Below are 13,348 nucleotides of genomic sequence, written 5' to 3' on the forward strand. Positions count from 1 at the left end.
CTTACAACAATTCAGCAGCGAAAATGTAAATGCCCATCATCAGCACAAACCAACCGAAACCCTTTTTCAATCGGGCGCCTTCTATGCGCTTGCTCATCCTGGCTCCCAGCAGAATCCCTATAGCAGCCACCATGCTGATACCTAACAGGAACGTCCATTCGATATGTACAAAAGCGATATCGCCCGCAAAACCCAGCAACGAGTTCAATGCAATGATGAGTAGTGAAGTACCTACTGCCTCTTTCATCGGCATCTTCATGAGCATAATCAATGCAGGGATAATTAGAAAACCACCTCCAGCGCCCAATAAACCGGTGATAAACCCAATGACCACTCCATATCCAATTATGCGGGAATAAGCCATTTTTGCCCCATTTCCAGCCTGTTCTGCGGCACTGCCGTTTCGGATCATGGAAACAGATGCCAGTACCATCAAGAAAGCAAATAATATCATGGTCAGCATGGATTTGGTGATATTCACTTCACCCAAGCTGAAAATATGTTCCGGGATCAAAGGCAGCAGTAAGCGCCTGGTGGCTAATACCGTAAGGATAGAAGAAGAGGCATAGAGGAGGGCGACCGGTATATTGATCTGTTTACGTTTTAGATAACCCATAGCGCCAATCAGACTGGTAAAGCCTACTATGAAGAGAGAATAAGTAGTGGCATTCGCTGGTTCCAGATGGAAGATATACACCAGCACAGGCACGGTAAGAATAGATCCTCCCCCTCCGATCAGTCCCAAGGAAATCCCAATCAACATCGCCGCTATATAGCCCAGTATTAACATTTGCAATAATTTTACTGCAAAGCTCCGTATTGGAAATCTCCTGGTCGGCTACATTTGTTACATAAGAAAAAAGGGGCAAGTATTACTCCCGAAACGAGCTCCAGAAAAGACTAATTATGACAACACATCCGTGAAGGAGGAATAATATCTGTAATTATCACATATAAGAATTTCATGGTGTAATCGTATCGATCCAATTAGCAATCGTATCCCGCTGCGCAGTAGTCAATCTGGCATCTGGATGCAACCAGGTGTAAGAAGGCAACGGCATCTTCTTCATATGAACCATCGACTGGATCCTGGCCAGTTTACGTTCCTGCCGTTTTGCCGGATAAGTCCCAAACTCGTCAAAGTTTAAATCTTTCTTAGCTTCCCTGATGTGATGGTCTAGATACCAAGCCACGGGCTGTATCTTATCATACCAAGGATACCTGGTATTGTTACTGTGACAGTCATAACATGCCTGCTTCAAAATAGTACTGATCTCTTGGGGTACCTGGTAGGTATGCATAAAATCCTTCGTATACACCTGATTGCTCTCATTAGGCGCAGGCCGTATAAACTGGATTACTACTAATGCTACCAATAATACCAGGAGAATAATTTTGATTTTTTTCACAGGATTAAATTTTACTGATAAACAATACAGCAGGCCGATTGGTTTCGGCCTGCTGTAGATAATTATTTCAGTTCTTCTTTCTCCGTACCACAACCTGGCATGCTAGCGCCCATGTAAGGGTTTTTCACCTCTTTTTCTTCACTCAGCCATAATGCGCCTTTGTTGTTATTGTACATCGGACAGTAATCGTGATACAGCGTACGGCCCGCTCCCATAGATTTCACCAGCGCATAGATATCCTCACTCATGGCAGCAAAGTGTTCCCGCTGATGTTCGATATTCCCCTCATTCTTACCAATATGCTCCGCATTTTCTTTCAAGTCTTCGAAGTTGTCAGTAAATACCTGCTGTTGTGCTGGCGTCAATCCTGATTTATCCACTGCGCTGAGGGCTTCTGCCATGGCCTTACCGCCATTGGCGGCTTCTGCGGAATTATCTGCAAATAAGCCATTTTTAATATGTAGGTAATGATCTACGATTGCTTTAATAGGCGTGGCTGGCTTGGTATCTGCGGCTGCATGCTGCGCTTCGTGTGTATTGGCACTGGCACCTGCTTCACTGGATGTATTGTTGCAGGCATAAAAGGTAATGGCAGCAAGGGCCATCGTACAAAGGAATAAGCGTTTCATTTACTGGTTTTTTATGAATGAATGACTAATTATTGTTGGCTGCGAAAGTGCTTTTAATGCCTCCGCATGTCAGCATCTGCTCCCCGAAATAAGGATTGCGAATATCCTTGACACCACTGATCCAAGATGCACCTTTATCCTCCATGGCCATAGGACAGAAATCTACGTATAACGCTCCCGCCTGTACGCCGGACTTTTCAATGAGTACAATCAACTCGTTGCTCAGTGCGGCGAAGGCTGTCCGCTGCAGCGCGATGTCTGCGGTAGCAACTATCTTATCCGCTTCCTGCTTTATCTTACTGTTTAGCTGTAATCTTGCAGCTCCTTCTCCAATAGCATTGGCGGCTATTCTGGCGGTCGCTGCATCATTGTCCACTAATGCGGTGGTCAGTTTTACATACTGCGGATAGATCGCATTCAACCGATCATCGCGCAGTATTATTTCATTGGTAACGATGGCAGTTATAGTATCCTGCTTTTTATCTGTTGCCACCTCCTGCGGCACCGCCTTGTTTTTACAAGCGAAAGCCAACATGGCTACTACTATCACGGCGATAATTGAAAATCTGTTCATCATACAAAAGATTTTATCAAACAGGGTTATTCCCTTTTTTCAATACGAATTCGGAATACAGCAGGTAAGCACCAGTGATCACTACTTTCTCTCCAGATGTTAATCCACTTACAATTTCTACCTTGTCAAAACTCTCCATACCTGTCACCACTTTGCGCGGCACAAACTTCCCTTTGGCAGTTTCTATCCATATATGCGCGCCTTTACCATCTCGTATTACGGCATCTGTAGGTAAACTGAGTACGGCATCTTTACTTTGCATCGGCAAGAATATCACCGCCTGTAATCCCGGCTGCCATTCATTTTCCGGGTTATTGACAGTCCCGCGTATCTGCATCAATTGACTACCACTTTGCAATACAGGATTGATGAACTGTATGGTCATAGTATGCGGTTGCTCCCGCCCTGCTATCATTACTTTCACTTGTTGTCCCGGTTTCACGCTGGCAGCCTCATTGGGATACACATCCGCTTCTACCCATAACTGCTGATAAGATTCCACGCGCATCACCACTCCACCTTCCAATACGTACTGGCCCTCTGTCACAGAGAGCTCGGCCACCACGCCATTCACGGTAGCAGGATAGGTGACATATGGATTCACTCGTTGCTGTTGTACCAACTGATTGATCTGGGCGTCTGACTGGTCATACAATTGCAGTTTGCCTCTGGCAGCCTTTTCTATCTGACGAAAACGCGCATCATCCGGAAACTGCTTTACCTGCGCTACTGCCAGCAAATATTCCTGTTGCAATGCCGCCAGTTGTTCTGAATATATTTTATACAACGGCTGTCCTTTATTCACCTTCACCCCTGTTTCCTTCACGTACAATGCTTCTACCCTTCCGGCTACTCTACTAGAAATAACCGCCGTTTCTTCAGGATCTGTAACCAGTCGCCCATTCAATTGGCGATAGCTGGATAAATCACTCGCCCCTGCTATCATGGTGGTAATATTGGCCAGGGTCATCTGGCTTTCTCCAAGTGTGAGCGAAGCATCTTTGCTGTTCTTGTCGAATGGCACCAGGTCCATCGCACAGATGGGACAGGTACCGGGTTTATCCTGCACCACTTGCGGATGCATCGGGCAGGTATACGTTTGTTTCGCAACTCCCGTCTGCCCCTTATTACTATCTTTGCAGGCTGTCAGCAGGATGGTAGGCATCAGCCCAGCGAGTGCAACGACTTTCAAAAATTTTTTCCTTTCCATAATTACTGCTGTTTATCAGTGCTGACTGTTTTAATAAAACTTTCACTATCCACGAGATAAGCCGCATTGGCAGCGATTTCCCAATCACTGATGTTGGTATTCACCTGTATTTGGTCATCTGCTTGTGCGCCGGTTTTGACGACTACCGGCACATACACGCCTTTCTCTTTTTTGAAGACGATCGATTCATTTCCCAAACGCCAGACTGCGGCTTTCGGTAGCCACCAGCCCGATGTGTAGACTACTGGTATATTAGCCGTCATCAACATGCCAGGTCGTTGTTCATGCCCTTGGAGATACACTCTTACTACCGTGAAATTCTGGCCATTGCGGAACACTGGTTCGATCAAACCTATCTTTACAGTATGCATATTATTTTGATCTCCCGCAGGATGAAACAGCAACTGTTGGCCCACTTTCACCGTGGTAGCCAATGTTGGCGGAAAGGAGAATTCAGCTACCAGGTCTTCCGCCGTATAGATGGTAAACAAGGATTGTCCGGCACTCACATACTGTCCTTCTCGCAGCATAACAGGTGTGGTCGCTGGCGATGCGCTGGTTTTCAGCGTGGTTGGAGCTGATCCCCCTCCCATACTAGACATGCCATCTCCACCGCTAGCCGTTGCTGGAGCGGCCACCGAAGCGGTCGTGGCTGCTGCCGCTGTTTTCTCCAAAATATAGCCGTTGCCGTTAGCATATACCGGTACACGATATAAAATATTGCCAGTGGCCAATACTTGCGTGATTTGGGAAGACGCCATACCCATTAGTTGCAATCTTTCCTTCGCAGCAGCGAGTAACTCCGGATGCTGACGGGCCACCAGCAGTAGCTCTCGCTGTGCTGCTGCCAGATCGGGCGCATATATCTCCATCATCAACTGCCCCTTTCTAACTGGCTGATAATTGTATTTTATTAGCAGTCGCTCTACTCTTCCTCCTACCCTACTAGCAATACTGATCTGGTTACGGGTATCATAATTAATCACCCCATTGACGGTAGCCGTTACAATCCGAGTACCCGTTTGCGCTTTGATCACCGGAATAGTAGCTACTACCTGCGCATTTACAGGCTTTGCCAATGCTGCGGTACTGCTGTCTACCGGCGCTTCTTTATGCGCAGTAGCATGTTGCGCCTCCGGTGTAGTACATGCGCTGAAAGCAGCCAGCAGGAATATATTAGCGATATAATTGTTTGTCATAGTCTACTATCATTTCATAGAGTTTCTGTTTTTCATCCAGCACATTGGCCTGCATCATAGTGAGCGCCTCCCAGGCATCAATCACTGCACTAAGTGCTAATTTGTTTTCCTGGTAATTCAGGAAATTGGCGTCCAGCGTTTGTTTTAATGCTGGAATAACTTTCTCTTCCATGGCAGTGATTCTTTGCTGCATCGATTGTATTTCATACTGCATGCCGTACAGCATCCCTTGCGTTTCCTGCAACATGGCGGATTTCTCTTTTTCCATCGCCTGGATTTCATACTGCATCGCCTTTATACCAGACTTATACATGCGGGAAGACCACGGCACAATTGGTATACTCACCATTCCCATCACACTAAAAGCTTTGGGCATCATCTCCCCTAATGGCGACATATGATCAAATCGCAAACGGAAATCCGGTTTCTTCTCCGTTTTCATACTCTCAATATTAAATTGCATGGAACGTATGCTCTCATTCATTTTCAACACATCCCCTCTTACGGTAGATAATACTGCCGTATCATACGTTGACGCCTGTACGAAAGCTGGTTGCAAAGTGGTATCGATCTCAAACTGTTGATTGCCGGGCACATTCATCAAACTATTTAGCCAGGATCTAGACTTCGCAATCGTGCCTTCCTGCATACGAATCATATTGCGGTTGTCTTCAATCTTTGCTGCTGCACGAAATACGCCACTCAACTGTGATTGATTATAAGGAAAACGCACCTCTTCGATTTTCTTCATCGTCTGCATGATCTTTTCATTTTCCTGCAGCACGGATATACGTTGTTTGGCCACTAACCAGCCATAGTAAAGGCGTTTCGCCTGGTAACGTAGTTCGTTGAGTGTTACCTCTCTCGTAGCGCGTTCTACGTTTCCTTGGGAAGCGATGTATTGCTTCTTGGCATGTAGCTTGGCGGGATTAGGAATATCCTGTTCCAATTGTAACATCAAACTTCCTTTATCTCTTTCGTCCATTACTTTCTGACCAGGATAAGGCGTCATAAATGTTCCCACTCCCACCATGGGCGCCATCCAGGAGGTGGCAGCATCTGCGTTATAACGATAGCTTTCCGCTTTCAGTTGGTAGGATTGTAGTAATACGTTGTTTCTGTCTACTCGCTGCAAGACAGTATCCAGTCGTAGTACCGGAGCCTGTTGCGCCCATGCTGGCGCGGCTCCGAGGAGGAACAACCAAAATATATGTTTAGTGATGTACTTCATGAATTTCCAGTTTACCATGCTTGCGTAATTCAAATTCTTTTGTCATGAGGAAAATCAAAGGCGTTACCAACAGGATATGCGTAGAAGAAGTCAATACCCCGCCAATCATAGGCAACACAATTGGTTTCATAACATCTGTACCTACTCCCCTGGCCCATAATACCGGCACCAGTCCAAAGAGGGATACACATACTGTCATCAACTTAGGACGCAATCGTTTCGCGGCGCCATAGATAACATATTCTCGCAGGTCATCTCTGGTAATGGTTTCCGACGAATTGCCTTTTAATTTCACCAGTTGGTGCATGGCATCATTGAGATAGATGACCATCACAATCCCCGTTTCCACAGCAATCCCAAATAGTGCTATAAAGCCCACGGCTACTGCCACAGAGAGATTGACGCCCCAGAAATAAATCATGTAAGCCCCACCAATCAATGCAAACGGTACCGTAATCAAACTCAGGAATGCTTCCCTGACAGATTTAAATGCGAAGTAAAGGGAGAAGAAAATTATCACTAGCACTATAGGCGCAATCCACATCAAGGTGTGTTGTCCGCGGATGAGGTTTTCATATTGTCCGCTCCATTCCAGGTAATAACCCGCTGGCAGTATGCCTTTGGCCTTACTCATCTTAGCGATGGCATCCTGCACTGTACTTCCCAAATCACGACCACGGACATTGAACAGTACAGCTCCGCGCAGCATCGCGTTATCCGAGGTAATCATCGGAGGGCCGTCTTCAAACTGTACATCCGCTACGGCGGATAGTGGTACTTCTCCCGCTCCCGGCGACATCAACGGGATTCGACGGATATGTTCCACACTGTTGCGGTATTCCTGTGCCAGTCGCACACTAATAGAAAAACGCTGACGTCCTTCAATGGTATTGCCCACAGGAGCCCCTCCCAGCGCAGTCTCCACGGTCTGATTAACATCATCTACGGTGAGACCATATCTCGCTAAATCGCCTCTTCTCACATTAATACTGAGGTATTTCCCACCTGTCACTGGTTCTACGTATAAGTCCATGATACCCGGCGTACCTTCCAGTTCTTTTCGCACACGCTCTGAAACAACCGCAATGGTATCGAGGTTTTGTCCGTATACTTTCACGCCAACGTCTGTACGAATACCAGTGGCCAACATGTTAATACGATTGATAATGGGTTGTGTCCAACCATTTACCACCCCTGGAATCTGTAACTTGGCATCTAGTTCATTGATGATATCTTTCTTGGTTTTCCCTTTACGCCACTGGGTTTTAGGCTTCAGCATAATAATGGTTTCAATCATGCTGATAGGGGAATTATCTGTAGCAGTGCTAGCGCGACCCGCTTTCCCCAATACTTTGTCTACTTCTGGCACCGATTTAATAATACGATCCTGTACCTGCAAGATGCGCTTGGCCTCCGCATTGGATACATCCGGCAATGTGACTGGCATAAACAGAATGCTCTGTTCGTCCAATGGCGGCATGAATTCACTACCCAGACTGCGTAATAGCGGGATCGTGATGACCAGCGCAATCACATTTATAGCGATGGTGGTTTTCCGCCATTTCAAAACCGTTCTGATAACGGGTTCGTATATACGCTCCAGTACCCGGTTTACCGGGTTATGATTATCCGGGCGAAACTTACCTTTCATGAAGAAAGATATCAATACAGGCGCCAGGGTGATCACTAGGAGCGCATCTACGATCATGATGAATGTTTTCGTATAGGCGAGTGGGTGAAATAATTTCCCTTCCTGTCCGGTTAACATAAATACCGGAAGAAAGGAAGTAATGATAATAATCGTTGCGAAGAAAACGCCTCTGGACACCTGCTTGCTGGACTGTTCAATAATTTTCAGTCTTTCTTCCTCACTGATCCAATCGGGCGATTTGCGAAATATTTTTCTGAACCAATTCATAATTACTTACTTTTTTGTTGATCCTGCCATTGCGCATACCTTTCTGACAGGTGTTTGTAGGCATTTTCACTCATGATAATACCATTGTCTACAATCACCCCAATAGCCAAAGCAATCCCTGTGAGCGACATGATATTGGAAGAAATACCGAAGGCATTTAACAGCAGAAAGCTGGCGGCCAGTGTTACAGGGATTTGAATGATTATGCTGAGGGCACTCCGCCAGTGGAAGAGAAAAATAATCACGACGATAGACACTACTATCATTTCTTCTAGGAGCGTGTGTTTGATGGAATCAACGGATTCGCGTATCAAATCGCCTCTGTCGTATACAATATCGAATTTGACGCCTTCCGGAAATCCTTTCGCCACTTCCTTCATTTTCTGTTTCACCTTTTCAATGACTGCATCGGCATTTTGACCGTAGCGCATCACTACGATACCGCCTACACGTTCGCCTTCTCCATCCTGGTCGAAAATACCGAGGCGAGTTTCGCCCGTCATCTGTACAGCGGCAACATCCGCCACCCGAATAGGAATAGAGTTCTGCGTTTTAACCGGTATATTTTCGATCTCGGCTACCGATTTCAAATAACCAGCCGTTTTAATGATATAGCCGATATCGCTGATTTCAAATTTGCGGCCACCAGATTCGTTGTTATTGGTGCGCACCGCATTAATCACATCTGCGGCAGAGAGGCGGTAATAAAGGAGTTTATTCGGGTCTACTGTGATCTGATATTGTTTTTGAAATCCGCCGAAAGAGGCGATTTCACTCACGCCTTCTACATTCTGGAGGGCGAATTTCACGTACCAGTCTTGCAGTGCGCGTTGCTCGCCCAGATCCATTTTGGGTGCATCCAGCGTATACCAAAGTATATGTCCTACGCCGGTACCATCGGGGCCGAGCTGAGGTGTAACGCCGGTTGGCAGGGAACGGGATACAGTACTCAAACGTTCTAGTACGCGTTCACGCGCCCAGTATACATCCACATCATCTTTGAAGATGACATAAATGAAGCTCATACCGAACATGGAGGAGCCGCGGACATACTTGATTTGTGGAAGTCCCTGCAGGTTGGTTACCAGCGGATAAGTAATCTGATCTTCGATCAGTTGGGGGCCACGCCCCATCCATTCCGTAAATACGATCACCTGATTTTCAGAGAGATCAGGGATAGCGTCTATCGGATTCTTCTTTATGGCGAAAATACCCCATACAAATAGGGCTGCCGCCATCACCAGTACAATAAACCGGTTTTTTAACGACCATTCAATAATGCGGTGTACCATATGAATGCTTTACCGGAAGCAAGTCATGCCAATGCATCACATGCCCGGAGAACGGGATTAGTTACTGAAAAAATCTTGTAATGATTTAGGGAGACACGTGCGTACGTAGCGGAAAGGGTAATCAGTTGTACGCCGTTAATAACGGGGAATCATATACGAAAAGTACAATGCAGAATATAGGGAGATATCTTACTATCATAAGGCGGCGCATGTGTTGCCGGATACTCCCTTGCAGGATGAATTGCCTGCACTGGTGGCAGACTCGCATATTGGAACGGCACCGCCAGCGCAGGAAGTTGTACCAGGTGAATGTTGTTATCATTCAGTTGCTGATCCTTTTCTAGCTTTACGGTTTTATGTTCATCGCGACAGCATTTCTTCTTGCAGCTTTTCTGTATGGCTGGTGTACATTTTCCGCACTTATTGGTTTCGCTCGGCCATAATTGTACATCCGCCAGTTTACCGCCGCAGTAATGTATGCGAACAGTAGCGCCAGTGGATGTTCCCAGGCAGAGAACCGCTAGTATCAGTGCGAAAATTTTCTTCATTGGGGCAAAAGTAAGCGCGACCCTCAGAAAAAATGTTACATAATTTTGGGAAAGATTTACATTTTTATCGGGAAGACCTATACGAAAAACTCCCCAGTGAGAACACCGAGGAGTTTTTATATCATCTGTATAACAACCTTTATGAATCGTCTCTTATTTGCCTATGAAACAGGTTGTTATTCGCTGATCAAATATCATGAGTAATTCTGTTTACTTTCTGTACAGCCTACAGGCCCCTTTCCCGCTCAAAAAATCCTTTTTGCTCCATTTGCTGCTCTACTTCATGGATGGCCGCCATCAAGTTATTCTCTGTATGTAACAAGGAAGTAAGGGCTTGTTGCATTCTTTTCCATACCGGCTTCATTTGCTGTATCAGCTCCTCTCCCTTCTCTGTCAGCGATAGCAATCGTTTCCGCTCATCCTGCTTATCTTTTTTAGAGCGGATAAGCTTTTCTTTTTCCAGCTCCTTCAATAAACTGATGGTAGACGGATGGGTATAGCCTATCTCCACCGCTATCTCCATTACACTGAGCTGCCCTTTCTGTTGGAGGGTATAGATCACCGGGAACCACTTCGGCTCAAATTCAATCCCATGCGCCTTATATATCAACTGACCATCCTTCCGCAACTGATCCGCCAAGCGTTGCAGCCGAGTAGAAATTGCCAAGATACCCGAAGCATCTATTACATTACTCATAATTTATCCTTTAAATATGCAGATGATAGAAAATACTATCTGCATTCATTCTGGGAAAATATGGCGGAAGATCGGACATTTCCATCTTTTGAAAGCCATTGCGCTCATAAAATCGATGGGCCGCCTTCAACTGTTCCACTGTTCCGAGGTACAAATCTTCAATGCCTATCTCCCGACAATAGCCAATCAGGTGATCGAGCAGTCGCTGTGCCAGCCGTAACTCCCCTCCTCTGAACTCCTTCTTTACGAACATCTTACGGATAGCCCCCGCCTTATGCCCTGTGTTGATCAGGGCAATTGTTCCTACCAGCTCCTCATCTGCAAATACGCCCCAGAATCCGCCCCCACCAGCATGATAGTTACTATTGATCGCTACTAGGTCTGGCTGATCTTCCAAGGTCACATTCACATTGAATTCTATGGTTTGAATAGGTATTATCAGGTTGATGACCGCAGGGGACGCGTCATCATGTACCGGCGCAATTTTTATTTCAGGTATCATAACTAAACAATTTATGTATAAAACTACGTAGTTAACTACATAAATACAAAAATAAATTTCTCAGCAGGAATTTTATCTTTGCTGTCCAAAATAAATCTCCCCATGAAAATCAGGCTACTATTGCTTTTTATCTTTATCTACCTCAACGCCCCTGCTCAGCAAAAGGAGCCGAACCAGCTTTTCACTGCAGGCGTCGCTTCCGGCCTGATGGGCGGCCTTTTTGATGGTTTTTATCCAGTGGGCCAGTTACTCAAAAAAGGAGATTTCGGTCTGGGTGCCCCAGACAAAATAGATGGAGAACTATTAGTTTTCAAAGGAAAGGCCTACCAGACCACCGCCTCCGGGAAAACGGTGCGGTTACCGGATAGCCACCAGGCTTCATTTGCCATGGTCAATTTCTTCCGGCCCGTGTCTTCCGTAAAAATCAATCGTACCCTCTCCAAAGCGGAACTATTCCAACTGCTGGACAGCCTTCTCCCCCAGCAAAACAATCTCTACGCCATTCATATAAGTGGTAAATTCCGTCAGATTAAAACAAGGGCTTTCCCTCCTGTAGAAAACCACCCTTATCCCACGCTAGCCAGTATGCTGCCATTACAGCACTTCTTTCAAATGGAAGATATTACCGGCGATCTAATAGGCTACCGGCTTCCCACCTATATGGACAACACCAATATCGCAGGTTATCATTTCCACTTCCTCTCTACCGATCAACAAAAGGGAGGACATATTGTAGATCTCTCCATCGCGGAAGTCACCATCTCCTGGCAAACCTTGCAATCCTATACGGTGGTAGTACCTGATACTCCTGCATTCCAGCAGTTTGACTTCCATCAAAATCGTGCGGAAGATATCAAAGCGGTAGAGAAAGGAAGTAAACATTGATAAAAATTTCACTACCTACCTAGACGGTACTTATATGCTGAAACTTGGCTGGTAAAACATTGTAGCCCCGCGCCTAGGCGCGGGGCTACTTATTTTATCCTTCCGCTAATTGATTAATATCCTTTACTTCCAACGTAGTTTTCGGATAGCCTAACAGCACACTGTTAATCATCGCAGTACCCACCTGTTGCAAGGTAGACACCATTCCTGGCGTAAATCTTTTCATAAAGGGATACATCCACCCAATCAAGGAATAATAACTTTTGATATTCTTTTGCCCCGGAACAGCTTTCATAAATCCCGGTCTAAAGTTATAGACCCTTTTAAAAGGCCTTTCCAAAAGGGCATTTTCGGTTCGTCCTTTGACACGGGCCCACATCATCCTACTTTTGCCCGTAGCATCGGTTTGCGCCCCGGAAACATATACAAAAGTCATATTCGGATTAATATATGCCAACTGATCTGCAAAAGCTAAGGTAGTATCGTAGGTGGCATGCGTATAATTGGCTTCATTCATCCCTACAGAACTAATGCCTGCACAGAAAAAACAAGCATCATATCCTTGCAGGTCCGATGCAATGCTTTCCAGGTGAAAGAAATCAGGAACGATTACCTGCTTCAATTTGGGATGTTGCAAGTCGTAATGCCTGCGATTAACGATCAGTACCTGCTCTACCATAGGGTGTTCCAGGCAGGTGAGCATTACGCCCTCTCCCACCATACCGGTGGCGCCTGTTATGATAACTTTTATTTTCATAAGACAAGATGACGATTGATCCGGGGTTTTATTGTAGGGAGACAGCCAGCCCTTAATCGGGATACGCTTCTCCCCATGCACAGAGGGCCGTTATCACTGGTACCAACGTAATGCCCAATGGGGTAAGTTTATATTCCACGCGGGGCGGCACTTCTGCATATGCCTTGCGCTCAATGATACCATCCCTTTCCAACTCTTTCAACTGTGCGGTAAGGGTGGCATGTGTAATATCCTGCATCTTCTTGCGCAACTCTCCGAAACGCGCGGGGCAATCTCTCCGAATACTGTTCAACAACAGCAACTTCCATTTCCCGCCAATAATACGCATGGCTTTTGTCAATGCAATGTTATTTTCTTCCAGCAACTGCAATTCGGCTGCTTCGCTAAACCCTTGTTGCTCATCAATAGTATCTTTTTCCATACTCAGTATTATGCAGTAAACTACTTGATAGTATGACCGATGGCCATCACCTTTGACCTCCTAAAGTTAACGAATA

15 protein-coding genes are annotated in these 13,348 nt (G+C 45.8%); 1 reads left to right on the forward strand and 14 read right to left on the reverse strand.

The annotated features are described in order from the left end of the window. Position 1: 1 nt before the first annotated feature. The 12 genes from JO154_RS03085 to JO154_RS03140 form a co-directional block, all read right to left on the reverse strand. Complete coding sequence (locus JO154_RS03085; protein WP_291941744.1) at positions 2 to 790, reverse strand: sulfite exporter TauE/SafE family protein; 789 nt, start codon at positions 788 to 790, stop codon at positions 2 to 4. A 172-nt stretch (positions 791 to 962) separates the two neighbouring features. Beyond that, entirely contained in the window at positions 963 to 1,409 is a 447-nt protein-coding gene (locus tag JO154_RS03090) for a heme-binding domain-containing protein (RefSeq protein ID WP_291941745.1), read from the reverse strand. A gap of 62 nt (positions 1,410 to 1,471) precedes the next feature. After that, the gene (locus tag JO154_RS03095) at positions 1,472 to 2,038 is read right to left on the reverse strand and encodes a DUF3347 domain-containing protein (protein WP_291941747.1); all 567 of its coding nucleotides are present in this window, start codon (positions 2,036 to 2,038) and stop codon (positions 1,472 to 1,474) included. Positions 2,039 to 2,063: 25 nt separating this feature from the next. Continuing rightward, a complete protein-coding gene (locus JO154_RS03100) occupies positions 2,064 to 2,615 on the reverse strand; it encodes a DUF3347 domain-containing protein (protein WP_291941748.1) in 552 nt (183 codons plus the stop codon). A gap of 13 nt (positions 2,616 to 2,628) precedes the next feature. Continuing rightward, positions 2,629 to 3,822 (reverse strand): efflux RND transporter periplasmic adaptor subunit, encoded by a 1,194-nt coding sequence (locus tag JO154_RS03105; RefSeq protein ID WP_291941750.1) that lies wholly within the window; start codon positions 3,820 to 3,822, stop codon positions 2,629 to 2,631. 2 nt (positions 3,823 to 3,824) lie between these two features. After that, entirely contained in the window at positions 3,825 to 5,021 is a 1,197-nt protein-coding gene (locus JO154_RS03110; protein WP_291941752.1) for an efflux RND transporter periplasmic adaptor subunit, read from the reverse strand. Next, entirely contained in the window at positions 4,999 to 6,252 is a 1,254-nt protein-coding gene (locus tag JO154_RS03115; protein WP_291941754.1) for a TolC family protein, read from the reverse strand. Before JO154_RS03115 ends, JO154_RS03110 begins: the two co-directional genes overlap by 23 nt. Then, positions 6,236 to 8,170 (reverse strand): efflux RND transporter permease subunit, encoded by a 1,935-nt coding sequence (locus tag JO154_RS03120; RefSeq protein ID WP_291941756.1) that lies wholly within the window; start codon positions 8,168 to 8,170, stop codon positions 6,236 to 6,238. Before JO154_RS03120 ends, JO154_RS03115 begins: the two co-directional genes overlap by 17 nt. A 2-nt stretch (positions 8,171 to 8,172) precedes the next feature. Beyond that, positions 8,173 to 9,462, reverse strand: a complete 1,290-nt coding sequence (locus JO154_RS03125) for an efflux RND transporter permease subunit (protein WP_291941758.1) — start codon at positions 9,460 to 9,462, stop codon at positions 8,173 to 8,175. A gap of 149 nt (positions 9,463 to 9,611) precedes the next feature. Beyond that, complete coding sequence (locus tag JO154_RS03130) at positions 9,612 to 10,010, reverse strand: hypothetical protein (RefSeq protein ID WP_291941759.1); 399 nt, start codon at positions 10,008 to 10,010, stop codon at positions 9,612 to 9,614. 226 nt (positions 10,011 to 10,236) lie between these two features. Continuing rightward, positions 10,237 to 10,707, reverse strand: a complete 471-nt coding sequence (locus JO154_RS03135) for a MarR family transcriptional regulator (protein WP_291941761.1) — start codon at positions 10,705 to 10,707, stop codon at positions 10,237 to 10,239. A 10-nt stretch (positions 10,708 to 10,717) separates the two neighbouring features. Beyond that, on the reverse strand, positions 10,718 to 11,209 hold the full coding sequence (locus tag JO154_RS03140) for a GNAT family N-acetyltransferase (RefSeq protein WP_291941763.1): 492 nt from the start codon (positions 11,207 to 11,209) through the stop codon (positions 10,718 to 10,720). Positions 11,210 to 11,311: 102 nt separating this feature from the next. On the opposite strand from JO154_RS03140, the gene budA reads away from it, so the two are divergent. Further along, positions 11,312 to 12,094: an acetolactate decarboxylase gene (budA, locus tag JO154_RS03145; protein WP_291941764.1), complete on the forward strand. Its 783-nt coding sequence runs from the start codon at positions 11,312 to 11,314 to the stop codon at positions 12,092 to 12,094. 94 nt (positions 12,095 to 12,188) lie between these two features. Here the strand turns inward: budA and JO154_RS03150 are convergent, their stop codons facing one another. Both JO154_RS03150 and JO154_RS03155 read right to left on the reverse strand, forming a co-directional pair. Next, the gene (locus tag JO154_RS03150; RefSeq protein WP_291941765.1) at positions 12,189 to 12,851 is read right to left on the reverse strand and encodes an NAD-dependent epimerase/dehydratase family protein; all 663 of its coding nucleotides are present in this window, start codon (positions 12,849 to 12,851) and stop codon (positions 12,189 to 12,191) included. Positions 12,852 to 12,903: 52 nt separating this feature from the next. Continuing rightward, complete coding sequence (locus tag JO154_RS03155; RefSeq protein WP_291941766.1) at positions 12,904 to 13,272, reverse strand: helix-turn-helix domain-containing protein; 369 nt, start codon at positions 13,270 to 13,272, stop codon at positions 12,904 to 12,906. Positions 13,273 to 13,348: the final 76 nt, after the last annotated feature.

Source organism: Chitinophaga sp. (genome assembly GCF_019236475.1).
GTDB lineage: Bacteria > Bacteroidota > Bacteroidia > Chitinophagales > Chitinophagaceae > Chitinophaga.